This is a genomic window from Oceanihabitans sp. 2_MG-2023 (assembly GCF_030547245.1).
Taxonomy (GTDB): domain Bacteria; phylum Bacteroidota; class Bacteroidia; order Flavobacteriales; family Flavobacteriaceae; genus Oceanihabitans.
In genome coordinates this window covers 77249-100090 of record NZ_JAUOQT010000005.1, presented here as the reverse complement: position 1 = coordinate 100090, position 22842 = coordinate 77249, and the positions used below count along the sequence as shown (strand labels likewise).

Genomic DNA, 22842 nt, shown 5'->3' with positions numbered 1-22842 from the left:
AAATAAAAAAGGATTTCCACTTCAATCCTTAACGCAATTAATCTTCGTAACGTTCTACTTCTCTATCGTAAAAAGCTGTTGCTTCTTTAATTAAATTTTCGGTTTCTAGTTCTAATTCTTTTTGGTCATGCTGATCAAAATCTTCTAACCATTCTACTTCATCATCTTCCAAGTTTATTATAAACATAGGAAATTCAGTATGAATAACAAAAATAGCGTTTGGATGATCTGTGTTGTCGCCAAGAATAAATTTAGGTAGTTCCATGTTTTGAATGAATTAATTTTTTTGTTAGATAGTTAAAACGAATATACAATAATATAGATGCAGTTGTTAGTCCTGCTAGTAAACCTAACCAAATGCCAAAACTAGCGTAGGCGTCCTCTTTTCCTAAAAACCAACTAATTGGAAAACCAACAAGCCAATACGAAACAAAAGTAATAATGGTTGGAATTTTCACATCTTGCAAACCACGTAAAGCTCCAAGTACAACAACTTGAAGACTATCGCTTATTTGAAAAATAGCAGCTGCAAGCATTAACTTAGATGCTATTGCAACTACTTCCGTATTATCTACAAGGTTTTTGGCATCGTCAAAATCTACATATAACTTAGGTAGTTGGTTATGAAACACAAAAAACAATAAAGCAAAACAGCTAGCAAATATTGTTCCTAATAAAAATAATGAAAAAGCAATTCTGCGCAACTCGACATAATTTTTAAGCCCTTTTTGATTACCAACACGAACCATCGATGCAACACTTAAACCCATAGCAACCATAAAGGTCATCGAGCTTAAATTTAAAGCAATCTGGTTTGCTGCTTGCGGATTCTTACCTAACAAACCACTTAACCAAATGGCTGCAGTAAAAATGGCTACTTCAAAAAACATTTGCATGGCACTTGGCGCTCCTAAACTTATCAGTTTTTTTATCATGCTACTTTCTAGCACAAAAAACTTAATATTAGTTACATAGTTTTTAGATTTTTCTTTTCCTTTTAATAACCACCACAAATAAACAACCATGACAATTCGCGAAGCCAAAGTACCATAAGCAGCACCAATAATACCTAATTCTGGAAAACCAAAAGTTCCAAAAATAAGCAGATAGTTTAAAACTACATTAATAACATTTGCTAAAATGGTTGCATACATTGGGTATTTAGTCATAGATAAACCATCACTAAATTGCTTAAAAGCTTGAAAAATAATTAACGGAATTAAAGAAAACGCCACCAAATCTAAATACGGAATTGCAAAAGCAACAACCTCTTCTGGTTGTTGCATTAAGTACATAAGCGGTTTAGCAAAATATACTAAAAAGAAAAGGGAAATTCCCAAAACCGTACACAAAAACAAACCATGTTTGAAAGCCGATTTTCCTTGTTTAAAATCGTTTGCAGTATCTGCTTCTGCCACCAAAGGTGTAATTGCTGTACTAAAACCAATACCTAAAGACATTGCAATAAAAATAAAACTATTACCAAGAGATACAGCAGCTAATTCTGCAGTACCTAATTGGCCAACCATAATATTATCTATAAACTGCACAAAGGTATGACCAAGCATACCTAGCATTACAGGTGCTGCAAGCTTCCAGTTGTATTTAAATTCTTTGGTGTATTTACTTAAAACCATTTGGTAAAAGTAATGCTTCGGTTTTGGTTATGCGAATTTTATTTTACCATTTATAAACTGGATATTCTATCCTTCGCATTTTCAAACTCCTGTACCATATCTTCCACAATTTGCGCAACAGGTTTAATGTCGTGAATAAGTCCTGCTATTTGTCCGATTTCTAATTCACCATCCTCTAAATCACCTTCAAACATACCACGTTTTGCTCTTGCTCTACCGAGTAATTCTTTCAGCTGTTCTGGTGATGGTGAGCTTTTGTATAGCTCTTGTAATTCGTTATAAAACTTATTTTTTATCAAACGTACTGGAGCTAATTCTTTTAAAGTAAGTTGCGTATCTCCTTCTTTAGCATCAACAACCACTTTTTTAAATGCTTGATGTGCCGAACTTTCTTCACTAGCAACAAACCTGCTACCTACTTGCACCCCATCTGCACCAAGAACCATAGTTGCTAACATGGCTTGTCCTGTAGCAATTCCTCCTGCAGCAATTAATGGTATTTGTAACTGTTCTTTAACCATTGGAATTAATGTGAGTGTTGTAGTTTCGTCTCTTCCGTTATGTCCTCCAGCTTCAAAACCTTCTGCTACAATAGCATCTACACCTGCATCTTGTGCTTTTAATGCAAACTTTACACTACTTACTACATGTACCACAGTAACACCTTTTTCTTGCAACCAATTGGTCCACGTTTTTGGGTTTCCTGCTGAAGTGAATACAATTTTTACACCTTCTTCTACAATAATATTCATGATTTCTTCAATGTTAGGATATAACATTGGTACGTTTACACCAAAAGGCTTATTGGTTGCTTTTTTGCATTTCTGAATATGTTCTCTTAAAACATCTGGATACATACTCCCTGCTCCAATAAGTCCTAATACTCCAGAATTACTTGCTGCTGCGGCTAGTTTCCAACCAGAATTCCAGATCATCCCAGCTTGAATAATTGGATGTTTTATATGAAAAAGTTTCGTGATTCTATTTTGCATTTTATTGATTTTATTAGAGATGCTTCGACAGGCTAAGTATGATATTTAGTTTCGAATTTGAAATTTACGGATTTGATTGCAATTTGGCAATTGAAATATTCTCGATATAAAATTGTAAAACAATTTCTCTCGAACTCACATTATATGAAAATGATAATTATGAAATTACCCCAGAACCCAAAAGTTCATCGTCATGATACCAAGCCACAAATTGACCTTCTTGAATGGCAGATTGTGCTTCTTCAAACTCTACATACATTCCAGAATTTACTTGGTGTAAGGTCGCTCTTTGCAAATCTTGACGATATCTTATTCTTGCTAATACCTGCATGCTTTCATCAACTTGTAACGCTAAATCTTCGCGAACCCAATGGATTTCTTCTTTAGCTACAAAAAGCGCTTTTTTATATAAACCAGGATGGTTTTTACCTTGCCCTGTGTAAATTACATTATCGTTAACATCTGTATCAATAACAAATAGAGGTTCTATTGTCCCCCCAACAGCCAATCCTTTACGCTGTCCTTTTGTGAAATAATGTGCTCCTTGATGTTTCCCAACAACTTTACCATCTTGTACCTTGAAGTTTGTTTTTTCAGACAAGTATATTAGTTCTTCTTTTTTATTAGAAAAGCTAGGTGCTGTTGTATGAAAAGAAGGATTGTTTTCTGGAATTTCAACAATAACACCCTCTTTAGGTTTTAATTGCTGTTGCAAAAAATCTGGAAGACGCACTTTACCAATAAAACACAATCCTTGAGAGTCTTTTTTATCTGCTGTAATTAAATCTTGTTCGGCAGCAATTTTTCTTACTTCTGGCTTTTGTAATTCACCAATAGGAAATAATGCTTTTGCCAATTGGTCTTGTGATAATTGACATAAAAAGTACGATTGATCTTTATTACCATCTGCTCCAGCAAGCAATTGATAGGTCTCTTTGCCTTCTTTTTCTATAGTGCCTTTTCTGCAATAATGACCAGTAGCAACATAATCTGCTCCGAGTTCTAAAGCAATCTTCATGAACACATCGAACTTAATTTCTCTATTGCAAAGCACATCTGGATTTGGTGTTCTTCCTTTTTCATATTCATGAAACATATAATCTACTATACGTTCTTTATATTGTTCACTTAAATCTACGGTTTGAAAAGGAATGCCTAATTTATCTGCAACCAACATTGCATCATTACTATCATCTAACCAAGGGCACTCATTAGAAATAGTTACGGTATCATCATGCCAGTTTTTCATAAACAAGCCTATTACTTCATAACCTTGCTCTTTTAATAAGTATGCAGCTACGCTTGAATCTACTCCGCCTGAAAGTCCTACTATTACTCTTTTCATCTGTTATTTTTTGTATTATTTATCAGATGTAATTCATCAAAACTGAAATTATTAAAACCGTTGTATTTAAGAATTAATCTCATGTTGCAAAATTACAAATAAAAAATTTTGAATGGTATTTAATTATAATGCTTTATTAAAAGGGTATGTATTTAGTCGAAAAAACAAATAAAAACTAAAGAGATATTCTTTTTTTTTATAGTTTAGCATTACAATTTTAGGTAACCCCTTTCATTTAGATTGATTAATAGCTTACTCATAACAAGAATGACTACCTAAAAAAGCTCCTTACGAAAGTAAGGAGCTTATATTTTGCACCTATTTCAACTTATCGTTTGTATGGATTATTACTCTTTCTGGTAAAATCTTTCTCTTTAACAAGTTTTCCATTTTCATAGTATTTCCAAAGGCCATGCTTTCTATCTCTTTGGTACTGCCCTTCTAAAATAAGAACTCCATCTTTATCGAAAAAAGTTGCTGGACCATGTAATTCTCCTTGATCGTAAACATATTTTTTTACAACAACACTTTTTTCGGTGTACCAAATAGAAGGACCATGAAGTTTCCCGTTTACGTATGTTTCTGTTTGCGCTAAAACACCATCGTCATAATACACCAAACGCTCTCCATGCAATTCCCCTTTATCATTATAGGTATCTTTACTTAATATGTTTTTTGTTTTGTTTTGATAGTAAGTCCAAGTACCAATATATAATTTACCATTCATTTGGCCCTCACTAATTAGTTTTCCTGTAGAAGCATAAAAAGAAACTTGTGCGATATTATTGTCTTTGTTAAATTGTTTATTGGCTGCTAAAACTGCTTTACCATTTACATTTTTATAAAACTTAAATTCACCAATTTCTTTACCATGAAAAAACGTGCCTTGGTATCGTAAAACTTTTGTATTATCAAAATTCTTTTTCCAAACACCATGACGCTTACCGTTAGCATCCAATAGGTTTACATCTTGCGCAGAAGCAAAAATTGGTAGTAAAAAAACAAAAAGGAATAGTATATTTTTCATAATTTAAATAACGTTTTTTTAAAGCTAAAATTGTTATAACAAAAAAGCTGCCAAAGTTAAAAACAATTAGCAGCTTTCATTTTATAAAAGAAGGCGATTACTTCTTTTTTTGTTGTGCTTGTTTTTGCTTTTCAGCCTGTTCCATCATTTCGGACATCTTTTTTGCAAATTTACCTTGTTTTTTAGGCTTCTTCTTATTTTCTTGAATTTTAGCATGAATTTTATCTTCATCTAAAATATAATTCTTGATTACTAACATAATTCCAATACTAATAACATTAGAAATAAAATAGTATAAACTTAAACCAGATGCGTAGTTATTAAAGAAAAATAACATCATTAATGGAGAGAAGTAGATCATATACTTCATCATTTTTTGCATGTCTGGCATACCTTCTTGCGTTGGTTGCGTTGCCACTTGTTGTCCTGTAGTCATTTTCATGTAAAAGAAAATAGCTATCGATGCTAATATTGGAAATAAACTTACGTGATCTCCATAAAAAGGAATATGAAACGGAAGCTCAGCTACTACATCATAAGAGGACAAATCGTCTGCCCAAAGAAAACTTTTTTGTCTTAAATCGAAAGCAGAAGGAAAAAACTGAAACAGAGCATAAAACACAGGAAGCTGAATTAAAGCTGGCAAACAACCACTTAAAGGACTTGCTCCTGCTTTGGTTTGCAATGCCATGGTTTCCTGTTGGATTTTCATTTTATTGTCTTTATACTTTTCTTTAATAGCATCTAATTCTGGCTTAATAATTTTAAGTTTTGCTTGCGACAAAAACTGTTTGTATTGTACGAATGAAAGTAATAATTTAATTAAAACGGTCATAACAACAATAGCGATACCATATGGTAAGAAACCACTTAACATAGAAAATAACGGAACAAAAAGGAAACGGTTAATCCACCCAAAAATCCCCCATCCAAAAGGAATACTGTCTTCTAAGCCTATATCGTACTTCTTAAGTGTATTGTTATCTGTTGGTCCAAAATAGAATTTTAAAGGTTGATTAAATTCACCAGCTTGTAACTCTAATGGCATTTTAGTCGTAAATATTTTTGTAGAAATAGTATCAATTTCTTCATCTAAAACTAAGTTTTTAGAAGTGACAGTTACTTCTTTTAAAGGTTTTTCTGAAACTAATATAGAACTAAAAAAATGTTGTCTATACGATAACCAGCTTACGTCTTCAAGAATTTCTTCATCATCACCTGAAGGGCTTAATTTGTCTATTTTATCTTCTTCATGTTGGTACGTTAAACGCGTATATCTATTTTCATAAGAGATACTTTTATCATGACGAAACGTTTTCAGTTTCCAATCTAAATTAATTTTTTGCGAACCATTTACAATACTACTTAAACCTTGTGATCGAATAGTAAAATCTACCATAAAATCGTTAGGTTTCAGCTCATATCGGTATTCTAAAAATTGTGTTGGAGACACTTTTAGTTTCATAGAAACTACTGTATTCTCCCCGTTTTTGGTAACAGTTGGTTCAAAAAACAGATCTTGTGTATTAAGATTTCTATTATCGGAAGTATTAAAATTAATATTAAAAGCGGTATTATTTTCCTTTACTAAATAAATTGGAATAGAGTCGTAATCTACAAAAGGCTTTAATTTAATCTCACTAAGATACCCACCTTTATTGCTAAACTTTAAAGAAAGCACACCATTTTCTACTAAGGTTTCTTTATTGGTTGCAGATGGCAAAGTAGATGCATAAGCAAAAGCGCCTAATTTATTATTTAGTGCAACAAGTTGTAAAGAATCTGTTACAGTTGCTGCAGAATAATCATTGGCAGTTGTTACCAAAGTATTGTCTTGTATTTCTACTTTTTGTTCTGCTTCAACTTGCTCTAGTTTTGCTTTTTCTTCTGCTTCAAGTTCTTCAGGAGATGGTTGGTTGGTGTACATCATGTACACTAAAATTCCAAATATTAGGATGAATCCTATTATTGAATTAAGGTCTAGTTTTTTTTCTTCCATATTTATTTTCCGCGAAAGCGGTAATCTATTTTTATTTTCTTCTTTCTTAAAGAGAAGTAGAGAAATTGAATTACACAAAAAGTAATCCAACTTTATTTTTATGCCATTGTGACACGTTAGTTAATCTTTATTTCTTTTTTTTATGTTTTAATGCGGCTTTTACGAATGCCACAAATAATGGGTGCGGATTAGAAACCGTACTTTTATATTCTGGATGGTATTGCACACCAACAAACCAAGGATGTTCTGGTAACTCTACAATTTCGACCAAACCTGTTTCAGGGTTTGATCCAGTTGCTAGCATACCTGCAGCTTCAATTTGCGCTTTATAAATATTATTAAACTCGTAACGATGTCTATGTCTTTCGTTAATTGCTTCTGTTTTATAGACTTTTGCTACGATACTATCTTTTTTAAGAGTACAGGCCCAAGCTCCTAAACGCATCGTTCCGCCTTTTTCAGTAATCGTCTTTTGTTCTTCCATTAAACTAATTACTGGGTTTTTAGTTTCTGGATCCATTTCAGAAGAATTTGCATCTTCTATTTTTAGTACATTTCTAGCAAACTCTATGACTGCCATTTGCATACCTAAACAAATTCCGAAGAAAGGAATATTATTTTCACGCACATATTTTACAGCACTAATTTTCCCTTCAATTCCACGTTCTCCAAAACCTGGAGCCACTAAAACACCATCTAAATGGGATAGCATTACTTTGGCATTGTCTTTATTTAAATACTCCGAATGTACAGACTCTACATTTACCTTAACTTCATTTTCTGCTCCAGCGTGAATAAATGCCTCTAAAATAGACTTATACGAATCCTGCAACTCTACATATTTACCTATCAAACCAATTGTTATTTCGGTTTTAGGATTTTTATGTCGCTGTAAAAATTTATTCCATTGGGTTAAATCGGGAGTATGACTTTCTAAATCTAATTTTTTTAAGACTACTTTATCTAAACCTTGTTCTAACATTAAATTTGGCACATCGTAAATGGTAGAAGCATCTATAGATTGAATTACTGCTTCTTCTCTTACATTACAAAATTTAGCTAGTTTACTTCGTAATTCTTCTGGTAGTTCATGTTCTGTTCTACAAACTAAAATATCTGCCATAACACCACTTTCCATTAATGTTTTCACACTATGTTGGGTTGGTTTTGTTTTTAATTCGCCAGCAGCAGATAAATAAGGAACTAATGTTAAATGAATAACAATAGCATTATTATCTCCTAAATCCCATTTTAGTTGACGCACAGCTTCTACATAGGGAAGCGATTCAATATCACCAACAGTACCACCGATTTCTGTAATAACCACATCGTAATCTCCAGAGTTACCAAGAATTTGGATTCTGTTTTTAATTTCGTCTGTTATATGCGGAATTACCTGAACCGTTTTTCCTAAAAACTCCCCACGACGTTCTTTTTCAATTACGCTTTGGTAAATACGTCCTGTAGTTACATTATTCGCTTGGCTAGTTGGTACGTTTAAAAAACGTTCGTAATGCCCTAAATCTAAATCGGTTTCAGCGCCATCATCTGTAACATAACATTCGCCATGTTCGTAAGGATTAAGTGTTCCTGGATCTACATTGATATAAGGATCTAATTTTTGAATGGTAGTTCTGTAACCTTGTACTTGAAGAAGTTTCGCTAAAGAGGCAGCAATAATCCCTTTTCCAAGGGAAGATGTTACTCCTCCTGTTACAAATATGTATTTTGTTGTAGTTGTCATGTTGCGTTGTTAAACGCGAGCAAATTTACGATTTTAAGTTGAAATTTTCCGTTTTTAGTGTTTTATTTTTAGTCAAATTAATAAGTAGTTTTAAGGCGTTTTAGAAGCGTATGTTATTTGAATTTGTCAGAAAAAATGTCGAACTTCGTTTCAAGCTTGATAAAAACATATGTGACTAGCCAGACTGGTTATAAAACATTTTTTTATTACAGAATTATTATATACCATTATAACACAACAATGGAAAATCTAATTAATTACATACAATCAAAAACCACTTTAACTCAAAACGAAATTGAATTAATAAATAACCATTTCGTTTCCGAAAAAATTCCTGCAAAAACGAATCTTTTAGAAGCAGGAAAAGTGGAGCGATACATTTATTTTATAGATACAGGTATTGTAAAAGGATATCAAAATATCGACGGAAAAATTATTGTACAGCACCTTGTAACGGAACAAGATTTCTTCACTTCTTTAGATAGTTTTATGACTGAAACACCTTCTCTAGATTATTATGAGGCTATCACAGATTGTAGCCTTATAAAAATATCAAAACCTGATTTTGACATTTTACAAAAAGAAACAAAATTCTGGGCAATATTTGTGAAAGATGTAACCAATGCGCATTTGAATTGTAAATTAGAGCGTGTTAAAGATTTTCAAGTTTTAACAGCAAAAGAGCGTTATCTAAAATTTGTAAATCAGTATCCAAATTTAGCTTTAAATGTATCTATTGACAATATCGCTTCTTTTTTAGGAATGGAACCTCAATCTTTAAGTCGTATTAGAAAACAAATCGCTTTCTAACAAATGTTATTTCTAAGCGCTTCAAATCTATCGAAATTTGTTCAAACAAAATTTAATAATTATGAGCAACGAAATTTCATTAGTAACAGGAGGAACAGGTCATTTAGGAAACAACTTAGTTAGGTTATTACTTTCAAATAATCAAAACGTAAGGACTACTGTTAGAAACACAAAAAACACGAAACCTTTTGAAGGTTTAGATTGCGAAGTTGTACAGGCAGATCTTATGGATAGGAAATCACTTGAAAAAGCATTTCAAGGAGTTACAAACGTATATGCAGTGGCTGCAAATTTTAGCATGTGGGCAAAAGACCCAATAACTGAAATTTATGATAATAATATGCAAGGAACACAAAATGTGTTTGATATGGCAAAAGAATGTGGTGTTAAAAACATTGTATATGTAAGTTCTGTAGCTAGTTTAGATTTTACCAAATTACCCGCTAATGTGGACAATGGATATAACAAAGACAGAAGAAATTGGTATTATAACTCTAAAAACGATTCCGATAAATTAGCATTAGAATTGGGTGAAAAATACGGTATCAGAACCGTTTTGATTTTGCCTTCTGCTATGATTGGATGTGAAGCTCATAAATTAAGTTACAGTAATAATTTAGTTCATCAAGCTTTAAATGGAGAGATTCCTATAGATACAAACATGACTTTAAATTGGGTTGATGTAAAAGATGTTGCTTTTGGTGCTTATCAAGCAATGCGAAAAGGCAGAAATGGAGAACGTTATATTTTATCGAACGAACAACACACTACGATACAAGAAACAGTAAAAATAGCCTCAGAATTATATCCTGAACTAAAACTAAAAACACCTAAAAAAGCACCAAAATGTCTATTATATTCTGTTGCTGGTTTAATGGAATTTAGTAGTAAACTGACAGGGAAAGAGCCTTTATTACAGAGACATTACGTAGATATGTTTTATGGTTTAAAACAAGATTATGATATTAGTAAATCAAAAGAAGAACTAGATTTTAATCCTAAACCTTCAAGAAAAGCTCTGGAAGACGCATTGAAATATCTGAAAAACGATTGGCAAAAAGAAAACGCTATATAACACGATGTATCATTCATTTTTAACTATAGTATACTTAAAAATCTACTTGAATTTTCTAAACGGTTTACATTTACTAAATTAGTTACTTAACCTAACAACAAACAAATTAATGAAACCATCAAGGCCTAAGGCTTAGAAAAATTATTTTGTATATTTCTAATCAAATTTTCTAAGCCATTTAGTTTTAAAGTATATACCGTTTCAAGCATTTCTCCAAGTTTTCCTTTAGGGAATCCTTTGTTATGATACCAAACCACGTAGTATTCTGGTAAATCTATTAAATACCGACCTTCATACTTACCAAATGGCATTTTTGTATGTGCTAGTTTTACAAGAAACTCTTTATCTGGCTGAAGTTGCATGCCTATTCTTTAGATTTATAATTATCTAATTTGGCTAATTCTGTTTCAATATGGTTTTGCCAATGTGATTGCATCTCGTAGTTTCTAGAAAAATCGGTTTCTGCATCATACTGTTTTTGAAGGCTAGAAAGTTCTTGATTAATTTCTTGATGTATTTTATCTAATTGCTTGCTTATATTAGAGGAAACTTGCAACTGTGCTACACGCTGCCTAAACTTTCTAGTATGCAGCTCTGTTATATTAAAATGAAACTGCTCATGTGCTAATATGTGGTTATCTGCTTGCTCTGGTTTATACCAAGATTTTTTAGGATAGAAATGCGCTTGTATTTTAGTTTTAAAACCAACAACTTCTACACTTGTTTTTTTAATGGAATAACTAAACGTAATACCCGAAGCTGTTGTTGCAACTGCATCTGTATCCTTTTTTATTGGCCCCTTAAAATCATCCCATGAAAGCGTATACGATTCGCTCCAAGCAATTGTAGACTCCTCTTTATGAAGTGTGAGAATACAAAAAATAATAAAAAAGCATCTTAAAAACATTTATTTAGCTTCTACAATTTTTAAATCTTGATATTTTACCACATAAACCGTATTATTATAATAACCTCCAAATAAGTTTTTATGGTAAGCGAATTTGTTTTCTAGGTATTCGGTTAAGGGAAATTCGTTTACCGAGTTATATATGTTTTCTGAAGCTGAAAGACGTAAAACAACATCCATCATTAAATCGAAACCTCGAACTGCCGTTTTGTTTGGTGTAGCTCCATATTTTTTACTGTATTGTTTAGCAAAACCGTTATTATCGTCTTCGTTATAGGTTTTAGAAACAGTAGGAAAATGAAAGTTTAGATTAGATAAATGATAATTAGAAATTTCATCATTCTCGAAAGCATCATTCATATCTGTTGTAACTAAAACAATTTTATTTTCGTCGTTATTTAACGAATTTAAAATACTAGTAACATTAGATACAAATACGAAATTCTCGGTTTCTAAAAAGATAATATTTTTTCCTGGTTTTAGTTTTGCAATAATATCTTCTTCTAAAACGTAATACGAATCTTTTCCTTCTTTATCTTTTCTGGAGTGTATTTGTGATGCTGTACCTAACTCTCTTTTTAGAGCATTACTTGTAGCAGCATTTTTAGCATCTGCAATAATAATGACATGATTTTTTGTGCTATCTGCCTTAACAAAATCGATCATTTTAGTTTTTAACAATGCTGTAGAAGGCATGGATTGAAACACATTTTCTGATAGTTTTAAATCCTTTAAATTAGGAGAAATTACAGGAACGTTGTTTCTTTTTAACTCGGAAGCTACACGCTCAAAATTTTTAGGCATTAATGGTCCAATTACAGCATCTGCACTTTCTATATTTTTAGAATTAAGCAAATAGGAAACTTCGCTTAATTGATTTTTAGTATCATACACATCTACTTTTAGGGAGATTCCTAATTTTTTTAGAGAGTCTACAGCCATCAAAACACCAGAATGAAAATCTAAAGAAGTGCTTAGAAAATTATCGTTTTCAATTTGCTTTTTAGCATCGTAAACCGAATCCGCATTTACTCGATTTAATCTAAAAGGCAGCATAATAGCAATGTTCTTCGTTTCGTAATTTCTAATGTTACTTATTAAACTGGATGTTGTAGTTTGTATGTCGCCAGAAATAGATTCGCCTGTTTCGGTAATTTTACTAGAAAATGGAATCTTTAAAACCATACCTGATTTTAATCCTGTTTCTTTTAATTCTGGATTTAAAGCTTCTAGTTCTTCCTGCTCTAATCCTAATTTAATTTTTAAACGATAAAAACCTTCTTTTGGTAACACCGAGTAGTACGAGTATCTTTCGTCTATTTCTTTTACCGCTGCAGTTTCTAAATTTGGTACTTGTATTACTTGACCAACATTAAGTGTTGCAGGCATATTTGGGTTTAATGCTTCTAGCTCGTCTACTGTAATTCCGTATTTATATGCAATTCGCCATTTCCCTTCTTTTGGTAAAACCGTATAATCACTTGTTGTTTTTACTGTCTCAACTACTGTTTTTGTTTTGTATACAGGAATTTTAATTTTATCTCCTTTACGTAAGTTATTCGCATATAGTGAAGGGTTGTGCTTTTTAATTTCGTCCTGTTCTACATTATATTTTTTTGCCAAACTGTAAAGCGTTTCTTTACGTTTTACTTTGTGTTCTCTAAAATTTACAAACTCTTTTACAGTTGTAGTTTTAGTTTGCGGTTTTGCAATTTTAGATTTTGGAATGATTAGAACTGCATTTTGTTTTAGTTCTTTTTTTGCATCTGGATTTAATGCATATATATCGTAAGGTGTTACATTATATTGCTTTGCAATTAACTCTATGGTTTCTCCAGATTGTACTCTATGTGTTTTATATTCTTGTGCTTGTATTGTTGTAATACTACTGAATATTAAAACGAAACTGAATATATATATTATTTTTTTCATATTAATGCCTGCGAAAACAGGTATCTATTTAATGTTCCTTATCTCTATTAATGCTCCTTAACTTATAAATGACACTTACATTTGCAAGTATGCTTGCGTTAAGGATTGCAGTGTAAATCCTTTTTTATTTTTTTTAAAAAAGATTGCAACGTAAAGCCTGACTTTTTGTTTTTTTTTCAAAAAGGAACGCCATAATTACTATTTATGATATTCCTTTTTTCAAAGGAATTTGTTATTCCCACTCGATGGTTGCTGGTGGCTTGCTACTAATGTCGTACACTACTCTATTAACGCCTTTTACTTTATTTATTATCTCGTTACTCGTTTTTTGTAAAAACTCGTATGGTAAATTTACCCAATCTGCGGTCATACCATCTGTACTTTCTACTGCTCGTAGTGCTACACATTTTTCGTAAGTTCGCTCATCTCCCATGACACCAACGCTATTTACTGGAAGTAGGATTGCTCCTGCTTGCCAAACGCTATCGTATAGATTCCATTTTTTTAGATTGTCTATAAATACAGCATCTACTTCTTGCAAAATACGAACTTTTTCTGGAGTGATGTCTCCTAAAATACGAATTGCAAGTCCTGGTCCTGGAAATGGATGACGACCTAACAAGGCTTTATCCATGTTCATGGAAGCACCTACGCGACGAACCTCATCTTTAAATAATGCTTTTAGAGGTTCGACGATTTTTAGTTTCATAAAGTCTGGTAAACCACCAACATTATGATGACTTTTTATGGTTGCACTTGGTCCTCCTGTTGCCGAAACACTTTCGATAACATCTGGATAAATGGTACCTTGCGCTAGCCATTTTACGTCTTCAATTTGATGTGCTTCGTCATCGAAAACTTCAATAAACACACGACCAATTGCTTTACGCTTTAATTCTGGATCGCTCAATCCAGCAAGTGCATCCAAAAAGCGTGCCGAAGCATCTACACCTTTTACATTTAAACCCATACCTTGGTATTGGTCTAATACACTTTGGTATTCGTTTTTACGTAGTAAACCATTGTTTACAAAAATGCAGTAAAGGTTTTCACCAATAGCTTTGTGTAATAACATTGCTGCTACCGAAGAATCTACTCCTCCTGATAAGCCTAATACTACTTTATCTTTTTTTAACTGATCTTTTAAATCCTGAACGGTTTCGTCTACAAAAGAATCTGGGGTCCAGTCTTGATCCAGATTAGCGATATTTACTAAGAAATTTTCTAGTAATTGTTTTCCGTCTGTAGAGTGATACACTTCTGGATGAAATTGAATTGCATAAGTTTGCTCGCCTTCAATTTTATAAGCTGCATTTTCTACATCATGAGTGCTTGCTAAAAGCACAGCATTGGTAGGTAATACTTTAATGGTATCGCTATGACTCATCCAGACTTGGCTTCCTTTAGAAATTGTGCTAAAAAAAGGGTCTAAATCGTCTACAAAACTTAAGTTCGCTCTACCATATTCTCTGGTATTTGAAGGAGCTACTTCTCCTCCAGAAAAATGTGCTAAATATTGTGCGCCATAACATACTGCTAATAAGGGCTTATGACCTCTTATTTTAGATAAATCTGGATGTAAAGCATCTTCTCCTCGTACAGAGTTTGGGCTACCAGAAAGTATTACAGCTTTGTAATCTTCTATGTTTAACGGAATTTTGTTAAATGGATGTATTTCGGATAAGATGTTAAGCTCTCTAACTCTTCGCGCAATTAGTTGTGTGTATTGCGATCCAAAATCTAATATAAGTACCTTGTTGTGTTGCATGCGCAAAAATAGGAATTGATTTTTTAATCATGAACGATACTTAAACTTTTTTAATAGAATTTTAAACATTAAAAGACTTACATTGTTAATATCGTAAAGTCACCTTGTAGTGGTTTTAATACTTCGATTAGTTTTGGCACTAGTTGTTCCCCAAACGCTAAGTATAATTCCGAAAAATTAGTGTTACGCTCTTGTAAACTGCCATTAGGAAATAGCTCGTTTTGCAGTTCTGTCATACGGGAAACTTGATCTTTTAATTTGCGTTTTTGTGCGGTAAGTAAACGTTTTTCAAGTTGCATCAAGCCGTTTATCTGTTTTTTTTCTTGAGATGCTACTGCGCCAACAAAAGATTGATCTGTTTTATCAGCTAAAGTGTATAAGTCTTTAAATTGTTGTTGTAAATGTTTTAATTGCTCTGAAAAATCGATATCGATATTAGAAATTTGTCTTACTTTTTTATTAATAAAAGCATCACGCTTTAAAAAAAGGTCTTCGTTACTAATATGAAGCTTATCTAATTTTCCTGCTTGTTTTTCGGTTTTAATTAAAACGGAGTTTCGTAATAACAACATTGGGAAAGTTACTTTTACGGCTTTAAAATAATCTTTTAATTGTAACCAATAGGCTAATTCTCCACCTCCACCAATATAACAAAGGTTTGGTAAAATAACTTCTTGATACAAAGGACGCATTATTACATTTGGACTAAATCGATGCGGTGCTTCATGAAGGTGTTTAAGTATCTCGCTCTTACTCCATGTAATATTTGTATTTAGAACCTTGTATACATTATCTTCTAAAACAATACGTTCGCGAAGATTTTTATTTAAATAGAATAGATTTATTTCTCTTGGGTTTACCTGTATTTTACTAACATTAGGTAATTGTTCTAATTGCTTGTTTGTTTCCGAAACTGTAGCAAAAGAAGTTTGTTTTAGTAGTTCTTCTTCAATAAATGGTATAAATAATTGCTTTAAGTTTTTCGTGTTTGCTTCTATTATAACCAAACCATATTTAGCAAATAAAGCATTTGCTAAATACAAAGTTGCATCTGCTAAATTAGTATGTTTTAAATAAGCAAACTGAAACAATTCTCTTAAAGTTTCAGCATTTTTTCCTACACCAAGTTCTTTGGTAAATACTTCGAAAACTTTTTCTAAACCTTCTGTTGTTAGTTCTCCAACTGCTCCAGATACATTTCTATTCCACTGTACTTTTTTTCCTTTAAAGTTGAAATAATTAATTTCTTCAAAATCATGATCCTCGGTTGCCATCCAATATATTGGCACAAAATTATTATCTGGATATGCTTGTTTTAATTGTGAAGCTAAATTTATTGCAGAAACAATTTTATATAAAAAATATAAAGGCCCTGTAAATAAATTTAATTGGTGGCCCGTTGTCACTGTAAACGTGTTTTGATGTTTTAAATCTTCAATATTTTGAAGCGTTTTTGCTGAAGCTTCTATATTTTGATATTGTTTTTTTAAAGTTTCTACTAAAATTTTTCGACTGGCTTCTGAAGTATTTTCAGAGTTTCGCTTCTCTTCTATTTGTGCTTTAAAATTTTCAAGCTTTGGATAGTTGTTATAAAAAGATTGTAGTTGTTCCTTTTCCTCTAAATAATCACATATTAAAGATGAAAAATAGTTGGTTTTTTTAAAAGCGATACATTCTGTTGGCATATTAAACTTTAATATTTTATGTAAAGATACAGTGTTTTATTCTTTAATTTTTAGATATTTTATTTTCAATTTCCCCCTTAATAAAACAAAACAAAAAGGAAATAACTTATCTTTAGTCTCTTAAAACTATTAGTCCTTAAAATATTTTTAATGAAAAAAACAGCTATTCTTTTACCGTTTCTTGTTTTAACGACATTTTTCGCTTTACAAGACTGTCACAAAAATGAAGAAAATTCTAATACTTTTACACAAAATAATGTTAATACTAACACGATAACGATTATGCCGTTGGGAGATTCGAGAGTGGAAGGAGCAACTAGTAACTCTGTAAGTTACAGATACGATTTATGGAAAGATTTAGTTTCTAACGAATGGGACATTGATTATGTTGGTACGCAGAATGATAACACTTCGTACCCCTTATTATTAGGGAAATCTTTTGACCCAGATCATGAAGGTATTGGCGGTTTTAAAAGCGAAGATGTTTTAGAGAACATTGAAGAGGTTATGGATGATGCAGGAACTCCAGATGTCGTTTTATTAGGTATAGGAGGAAATGATTTAGTAAGAGGTATTCCTGTAGAAGAAATAATAGATAACATAAATCAAACCATAGATATTTTACAAAACAGCAATGCAAATATCACTATTTTTTTAGAGCGCATTGCTCCAGGAAGATCTAATGTTATGACTCCTGATGGTATTACCGCATATAATTCTTATCTAGAACAACTTGCTACAATTGCTTTAGAACAGACCAATGAAGCATCTAAAATAATACTTGTAGATATGTCTACCAATTGGACCGATGATTATATGGCAGACAATTTACATTACAATGAATTAGGAGCAAAAGAAATTGCAGATAGATATTTTGAAGCTATTGTTGAAAATTTAGAAAAATAAGTCTAAACCACCTCTCCATATAAATCAAAGTCTTCTGCCTCAATAACTTTAACTGTTGTATATTCCCCTGTCTTTAAATACGTTTTACTGGCATCAATACGCACTTCGTTATCTACATCTGGAGAATCAAATTCTGTTCTTCCAACAAAATAGTTCCCTTCTTTTCTATCGATAACTACCTTAAGAACTTGTCCAATTTTTTGTTGGTTTAATTCCCAAGATATTTGCGATTGCATCTCCATAATCTGATTTGCTCTATCCATTTTGACTTCTTCTGGCACATCATCTTCTAAATTAAAAGCATGTGTATTTTCTTCATGCGAATAAGTAAAACAACCTAAACGTTCAAAACGCATGTCTTGAACCCATTGTTTTAATTCTTGAAAATTCTCTTCCGTTTCTCCAGGATAACCGACAATTAAAGTGGTTCTAATTGTCATGTTAGGAACTGCTTCACGAAACTGACCAATTAACTTTGTTGTTTTTTCTTTGGTAGTACCACGACGCATACTTTTTAGAATAGAATCGCTAATATGTTGTAATGGAATATCTAAATAGTTACACACTTTAGGCTCACGATTCATAACATCTAAAACGTCTAACGGAAATCCGGTTGGAAATGCATAATGTAAACGAATCCACTCTATTCCTTCAACTTTCACTAAAGCTTCTAAAAGTTCGGCTAAGTTTCGTTTTTTGTATAAATCTAAACCATAATAAGTTAAATCTTGAGCTATAAGAATAAGTTCTTTTACTCCATTTGCTGCTAATTTTTCAGCTTCAATTACAATCTCTTCAATTGGAGTACTTTTATGTTTTCCACGCATTAAAGGTATAGCGCAAAAACTACATGGTCTATCACAACCTTCGGCAATTTTTAAATATGCGTAATTTTTGGGTGTTGTTGTTAAACGCTCTCCAATCAACTCGTGTTTATAATCTGCTCCTAAAGCTTTTAATAATTGAGGCAACTCTGTAGTACCAAAGTATTGGTCTACATTAGGTATTTCTTTTTGTAAATCTGGTTTATATCTTTCCGAAAGACATCCAGTAACAAATACTTTATCCACTTCGCCAGCTTCCTTTTTTTGCATGAAATCTAAAATAGTATTCACGCTTTCTTCTTTCGCATTATTAATAAAACCACAAGTGTTTATTACAACGACATTTCCCTCTTCTTCATGAACAACTTCTTTTCCATTAGCTTTAAGTTGGCCCATTAACACTTCACTATCGTATACATTTTTACTGCATCCTAAAGTAACAACGTTGATTTTATTTTTTTTTAGCGTCTTTGTTCTCATATTTATTTCCCGAAAAACCGGGAATCTTTTTAATGATTACTAATTATAATTTTAGGGTGCAAAGATACAATCTTAATTAAACCTTTTATATATTTCACTGTCTTAAATTAAAACCACACTATGAAAACTAAAGTTTACTTATTATTATGGATATTAATTAGCTTTGTAAGTTGTGCAACTTCAGATGAAGCAATAGAAGATGAAGAAGATAGCAATACTACATCCATTTACTTTCCGCCTATTACGTCAAACACTTGGGAAACTACTCCTATTTCTGAATTAGGATGGGATGAAAACAACTTACAACCTTTATTCGATTTTTTAGAAGAAAAAAATACTAAAGGATTTATTATGCTCTATAACGGAAGAATAGTTATAGAACAATACATGAATAACCACACAGCTTCGTCGAATTGGTATTGGGCTAGCGCAGGAAAAACACTTACATCTGCACTAACCGGAATAGCAGAAGAGGAAGGTTTACTAGATACAAATACTAAAGTATCTGATTATTTAGGAACTGGTTGGACTAGCGCTCCCATAGAAAAAGAAAACTTAATTACTTGCAAACATCTATTATCTATGAGCTCTGGCTTGGACGACTCTTTAGGCGATGATGTATCTCCAGCAAACCTTCAATATATAGCAGATGCAGGACAACGATGGGCGTATCATAACGTGTATGTAAAGTTACAAGACGTTGTTGCGCAGGCCAGTAACCAAACATGGTCTAACTATTTTAGCTCCAAATTAAAAGACAGAATAGGCATGTCTGGAAGCTGGATACCATTAGGAGATTTAAGTGTATATTGGAGCGACACCAGAAGCATGGCCAGATTTGGATTATTAACTTCTGCTAACGGAAAATGGGAAGACACGCAAATTATATCTTCAAACTATATTAGCCAAGCAACAAATACATCGCAAAATATAAATGATGCTTATGGCTATTTATGGTGGCTAAATGGAAAAACCACTTATCACTTACCTACAACACAGTTTGAATTCTCTGGTTCTTTAATCCCTAATGCGCCAAGCGACATGTATGCTGCCTTAGGAAAAAACGATCAAAAAATATATATTGTTCCTAGTAAGAAACTAGTGGTTATTAGAATGGGAGAAGCAGCAGAGGATACAAACTTTGGGCTTTCTACTTTTGATAATGATTTATGGGCTAAAATAAATCTTGTAATAAATTAACTTCCGCTCAAAAATTGTTGAATAACAGCTATTTTATTTTTTAAAAACACTAGAACCCTCTAGAGGTGTACTTTATTCACGATAGTAAATGTAATTACTATACTACCGCTTTTTATATATTGAAATAAAACATAGCATGGATAACGCAAGTTTTATACAAAGATGGCATCTAAAAAGACAACACATTCTTAAAAAGCATCCCATTTTCTTTTTGAGATATTGAAAATGATGATACTTTGTATATAAAACAACCACTTGCTCTAGTTATTCTTTTTTGCTTTACTCTACAAACACATGCACAATTATGTGAAGGTAGCTTAGGAGATTCTGTTGTAGAAATAGATTTCGGTTCTGGCTCGGGAGTTGGTAGCGCCTTAGGTAATGATGTTACAGCTTTTACTTATAGTGCCGTTGGAGAGTTAGATGAAGGCGAATACACCATAGCCAATTCCACAAGTGGTTTAAAAGGTAATGCTTGGCATGTAACTAATGATCACACAGGTAATACTAATGGGTATATGATGGTTATAAATAGTGCTGTACTTGCAGATGAAGGTGTTTTTTATAACAAAACAGTAACTGGTCTTTGTGCAGATACTACTTACGAATTTTCTGCCTGGTTGATTAATTTAATGAATCCTACCGTTGGAACAGATGAGTACCATCCTGATGTAACCTTTAGAATAAGCGATACCTCTGGTAACATTTTAGGTGCTTATAACACAGAAGATATTGCACAAACCACTTCTGGTACCTGGATACAATATGGTTTCTTTTTCACTCTTGGAAATGAAACAGAAGCCGTTATAAGTATACTAAACTCTGCTCCTAGTGCACATCCAGGCAATGATATTGCTCTAGATGATATCGCATTTCGACCTTGCGGACCAACAATTACAAACGCTATTGAAGGAGAATTAGACTCCAGTATAATCGTTTGCCAAAATGACACCGTTAGCTACAATTTTCAAACCTCTATTTCTTCGGGGTATTCCAATCCGCAATACCAGTGGCAATACTCAGAAGATAATGGAGCAACCTGGATGGATATTACTGGAGAAACAGCAACAACGTACACCTATTCTAGCACAGGCATTGCTGGCACCTTCTTATACCGATTAACTGCTGCAAATGGCGCAAATATTAATACAGAGTCTTGCAGGATAGCTTCTGATATTTTTTATGTAGAAGTTATTGAAACGCCAGAAATTACTACAGCCGAAACTGCACAAACTTTTTGCACAACACAAAACGCAACCGTTAGCGATATTGAAGTGAACACAGCAGCTATTTGGTATGATGCAGCAACAAACGGAAATATCCTTCCCGAAACAACCAATCTAATTAACAACACGACTTACTATGCTACAAATACCAATACTAATGGTTGTGAAAGTGAAGACAGATTAGCTATTTCTATACAAATAATAGCTCCAAGTTTAATTATAAACGATGTTTTAACTACCGTTTGTGATGCATATAATGATGCTTCAGAAATTATAGATTTAACAAGCTACGAATTAGATATAACGGATTGTTTGGATTGTGAGTTTCATTATTTCACAACCTATTCCTCTGCTGAAAATGATGCAGAAGAAGACCTTATTACCGCTCCAACAAATTTTGAATGGCTAGAAGATATATATAGCGTATACGTAAGAATTGACTCCTCTGATAATTGCTCTCAAATTGCAGAAATTAGCATACTTTTTCAAGAGTCGCCAATAATACCAATAGCAGATTCTGTTGGTATTTGTGAAGGAGAAAACAGCATTATTTTGAATGCTGGAGATGGTTTTGACAGTTATTTATGGTCTAACGGAAGTACAACCCAAGAAATTACTGTTGCTATCGAAGATATTGGCGAGTATTCCATAACCGTTACACAAGATTATAACAATTACAGCTGCTCTACTACAAAAAACTTTCAAGTAGTATTATCAAACACTGCCATCGTCTTGAATATAATTGTAAAAGATTGGACGGATAATAAAAATACGATTACGGTGCATTTGTCTGATACAAGTTTAGGAGATTACGAATATTCCTTAGATGCTATAAACTACCAAGATAGCAATGTGTTTTCTGGGTTAATCCCTGGTGAGTATACGGTTTATATTAGAGACAAAAACGGTTGTGGTACAATAGAAGAACTGGTATATATTCTTAGTTATCCAAAATTCTTCACCCCAAATGGAGACTCCTATAATGACACTTGGTCTATCCCTTTTTCTCAAACGGAACCTACCATGATTATTCAAATATTTGATAGATATGGGAAACTTCTTAAAACACTAAACGCCAATACCTCTTGGGATGGCACTTTTAACGGAAAATATATGCCAAATTCAGATTATTGGTTTACTGTTACTAGAGCAAGTGGTAAAAGTAATTCTGGTCATTTTACGCTGAAAAGATAAAACGATATAATTCCATTACTTAGTAACAAACTATATTCTTTTTTTTTTTGAATACAATCTATATATTCGCGTCTGAAAAATCTTATAAATC

18 protein-coding genes are annotated in these 22842 nt (G+C 32.5%); 5 read left to right on the top strand and 13 right to left on the bottom strand.

Features of this window, described 5'->3' with window-relative positions:
* Window positions 1-37 precede the first annotated feature (37 nt).
* The 7 genes from Q4512_RS12030 to Q4512_RS12000 form a co-directional block, all read right to left on the bottom strand.
* The gene (locus tag Q4512_RS12030; RefSeq protein WP_303424912.1) at window positions 38-265 is read right to left on the bottom strand and encodes a hypothetical protein; all 228 of its coding nucleotides are present in this window, start codon (window positions 263-265) and stop codon (window positions 38-40) included.
* Window positions 252-1637, bottom strand: a complete 1386-nt coding sequence (locus tag Q4512_RS12025; RefSeq protein WP_303424909.1) for an MATE family efflux transporter — start codon at window positions 1635-1637, stop codon at window positions 252-254. The genes Q4512_RS12030 and Q4512_RS12025 overlap by 14 nt, the downstream gene beginning before the upstream one ends.
* Window positions 1638-1687: 50 nt before the next feature.
* Window positions 1688-2629, bottom strand: coding sequence for a nitronate monooxygenase family protein (locus tag Q4512_RS12020; protein WP_303424906.1), 942 nt, complete (start codon window positions 2627-2629; stop codon window positions 1688-1690).
* Window positions 2630-2786: 157 nt separating this feature from the next.
* Window positions 2787-3974, bottom strand: coding sequence for a tRNA 2-thiouridine(34) synthase MnmA (gene mnmA / locus Q4512_RS12015; RefSeq protein ID WP_303424904.1), 1188 nt, complete (start codon window positions 3972-3974; stop codon window positions 2787-2789).
* A 328-nt stretch (window positions 3975-4302) separates the two neighbouring features.
* Window positions 4303-5001 carry a toxin-antitoxin system YwqK family antitoxin gene (locus Q4512_RS12010; RefSeq protein ID WP_303424901.1) on the bottom strand — a complete coding sequence of 233 codons (699 nt, stop codon included), beginning with the start codon at window positions 4999-5001 and terminating at the stop codon, window positions 4303-4305.
* A 97-nt stretch (window positions 5002-5098) separates the two neighbouring features.
* Entirely contained in the window at window positions 5099-7000 is a 1902-nt protein-coding gene (yidC, locus tag Q4512_RS12005; protein ID WP_303424898.1) for a membrane protein insertase YidC, read from the bottom strand.
* Between the two features lie 127 nt (window positions 7001-7127).
* Window positions 7128-8744 (bottom strand): CTP synthase, encoded by a 1617-nt coding sequence (locus tag Q4512_RS12000; RefSeq protein WP_303424897.1) that lies wholly within the window; start codon window positions 8742-8744, stop codon window positions 7128-7130.
* 240 nt (window positions 8745-8984) lie between these two features.
* On the opposite strand from Q4512_RS12000, the gene Q4512_RS11995 reads away from it, so the two are divergent.
* Both Q4512_RS11995 and Q4512_RS11990 read left to right on the top strand, forming a co-directional pair.
* On the top strand, window positions 8985-9554 hold the full coding sequence (locus Q4512_RS11995) for a Crp/Fnr family transcriptional regulator (protein WP_303424894.1): 570 nt from the start codon (window positions 8985-8987) through the stop codon (window positions 9552-9554).
* A 61-nt stretch (window positions 9555-9615) separates the two neighbouring features.
* On the top strand, window positions 9616-10629 hold the full coding sequence (locus tag Q4512_RS11990) for an NAD-dependent epimerase/dehydratase family protein (protein WP_303424892.1): 1014 nt from the start codon (window positions 9616-9618) through the stop codon (window positions 10627-10629).
* Between the two features lie 125 nt (window positions 10630-10754).
* Here the strand turns inward: Q4512_RS11990 and Q4512_RS11985 are convergent, their stop codons facing one another.
* The 5 genes from Q4512_RS11985 to bshC form a co-directional block, all read right to left on the bottom strand.
* On the bottom strand, window positions 10755-10991 hold the full coding sequence (locus Q4512_RS11985; protein WP_303424890.1) for a DUF3820 family protein: 237 nt from the start codon (window positions 10989-10991) through the stop codon (window positions 10755-10757).
* A gap of 2 nt (window positions 10992-10993) precedes the next feature.
* Window positions 10994-11536 (bottom strand): DUF922 domain-containing protein, encoded by a 543-nt coding sequence (locus Q4512_RS11980; RefSeq protein ID WP_303424888.1) that lies wholly within the window; start codon window positions 11534-11536, stop codon window positions 10994-10996.
* The gene (locus Q4512_RS11975; protein WP_303424885.1) at window positions 11537-13468 is read right to left on the bottom strand and encodes a LysM peptidoglycan-binding domain-containing protein; all 1932 of its coding nucleotides are present in this window, start codon (window positions 13466-13468) and stop codon (window positions 11537-11539) included. It abuts the gene before it with no gap.
* A gap of 232 nt (window positions 13469-13700) precedes the next feature.
* Complete coding sequence (guaA, locus tag Q4512_RS11970; RefSeq protein ID WP_303424883.1) at window positions 13701-15236, bottom strand: glutamine-hydrolyzing GMP synthase; 1536 nt, start codon at window positions 15234-15236, stop codon at window positions 13701-13703.
* 77 nt (window positions 15237-15313) lie between these two features.
* Window positions 15314-16921, bottom strand: a complete 1608-nt coding sequence (gene bshC / locus Q4512_RS11965) for a bacillithiol biosynthesis cysteine-adding enzyme BshC (RefSeq protein ID WP_303424880.1) — start codon at window positions 16919-16921, stop codon at window positions 15314-15316.
* Between the two features lie 150 nt (window positions 16922-17071).
* Between bshC and Q4512_RS11960 the strand changes: the two genes are divergently transcribed.
* On the top strand, window positions 17072-17827 hold the full coding sequence (locus Q4512_RS11960; protein WP_303424877.1) for a GDSL-type esterase/lipase family protein: 756 nt from the start codon (window positions 17072-17074) through the stop codon (window positions 17825-17827).
* Window positions 17828-17829: 2 nt separating this feature from the next.
* On the opposite strand, the gene rimO is transcribed toward Q4512_RS11960, so the two are convergent.
* A complete protein-coding gene (gene rimO, locus Q4512_RS11955) occupies window positions 17830-19131 on the bottom strand; it encodes a 30S ribosomal protein S12 methylthiotransferase RimO (RefSeq protein ID WP_303424874.1) in 1302 nt (433 codons plus the stop codon).
* Window positions 19132-19251: 120 nt separating this feature from the next.
* Between rimO and Q4512_RS11950 the strand changes: the two genes are divergently transcribed.
* Both Q4512_RS11950 and Q4512_RS11945 read left to right on the top strand, forming a co-directional pair.
* Window positions 19252-20331, top strand: a complete 1080-nt coding sequence (locus tag Q4512_RS11950; protein WP_303424871.1) for a serine hydrolase — start codon at window positions 19252-19254, stop codon at window positions 20329-20331.
* Between the two features lie 236 nt (window positions 20332-20567).
* Complete coding sequence (locus Q4512_RS11945; RefSeq protein ID WP_303424868.1) at window positions 20568-22751, top strand: T9SS type B sorting domain-containing protein; 2184 nt, start codon at window positions 20568-20570, stop codon at window positions 22749-22751.
* Window positions 22752-22842: the final 91 nt, after the last annotated feature.

What these genes read in the sequence shown, in the direction of transcription:
- Q4512_RS12000 (WP_303424897.1), bottom strand. Translation starts at nt 8,744, where the DNA reads ATGACAACTACAACAAAATACATATTTGTAACAGGAGGAGTAACATCT.
- bshC (WP_303424880.1), bottom strand. Translation starts at nt 16,921, where the DNA reads ATGCCAACAGAATGTATCGCTTTTAAAAAAACCAACTATTTTTCATCT.
- guaA (WP_303424883.1), bottom strand. Translation starts at nt 15,236, where the DNA reads ATGCAACACAACAAGGTACTTATATTAGATTTTGGATCGCAATACACA.
- Q4512_RS11950 (WP_303424871.1), top strand. Translation starts at nt 19,252, where the DNA reads ATGAAAACTAAAGTTTACTTATTATTATGGATATTAATTAGCTTTGTA.
- Q4512_RS11990 (WP_303424892.1), top strand. Translation starts at nt 9,616, where the DNA reads ATGAGCAACGAAATTTCATTAGTAACAGGAGGAACAGGTCATTTAGGA.
- Q4512_RS12020 (WP_303424906.1), bottom strand. Translation starts at nt 2,629, where the DNA reads ATGCAAAATAGAATCACGAAACTTTTTCATATAAAACATCCAATTATT.
- Q4512_RS11995 (WP_303424894.1), top strand. Translation starts at nt 8,985, where the DNA reads ATGGAAAATCTAATTAATTACATACAATCAAAAACCACTTTAACTCAA.
- Q4512_RS12030 (WP_303424912.1), bottom strand. Translation starts at nt 265, where the DNA reads ATGGAACTACCTAAATTTATTCTTGGCGACAACACAGATCATCCAAAC.
- rimO (WP_303424874.1), bottom strand. Translation starts at nt 19,131, where the DNA reads ATGAGAACAAAGACGCTAAAAAAAAATAAAATCAACGTTGTTACTTTA.
- yidC (WP_303424898.1), bottom strand. Translation starts at nt 7,000, where the DNA reads ATGGAAGAAAAAAAACTAGACCTTAATTCAATAATAGGATTCATCCTA.
- Q4512_RS11960 (WP_303424877.1), top strand. Translation starts at nt 17,072, where the DNA reads ATGAAAAAAACAGCTATTCTTTTACCGTTTCTTGTTTTAACGACATTT.
- Q4512_RS11975 (WP_303424885.1), bottom strand. Translation starts at nt 13,468, where the DNA reads ATGAAAAAAATAATATATATATTCAGTTTCGTTTTAATATTCAGTAGT.
- Q4512_RS12010 (WP_303424901.1), bottom strand. Translation starts at nt 5,001, where the DNA reads ATGAAAAATATACTATTCCTTTTTGTTTTTTTACTACCAATTTTTGCT.
- mnmA (WP_303424904.1), bottom strand. Translation starts at nt 3,974, where the DNA reads ATGAAAAGAGTAATAGTAGGACTTTCAGGCGGAGTAGATTCAAGCGTA.
- Q4512_RS12025 (WP_303424909.1), bottom strand. Translation starts at nt 1,637, where the DNA reads ATGGTTTTAAGTAAATACACCAAAGAATTTAAATACAACTGGAAGCTT.
- Q4512_RS11985 (WP_303424890.1), bottom strand. Translation starts at nt 10,991, where the DNA reads ATGCAACTTCAGCCAGATAAAGAGTTTCTTGTAAAACTAGCACATACA.
- Q4512_RS11980 (WP_303424888.1), bottom strand. Translation starts at nt 11,536, where the DNA reads ATGTTTTTAAGATGCTTTTTTATTATTTTTTGTATTCTCACACTTCAT.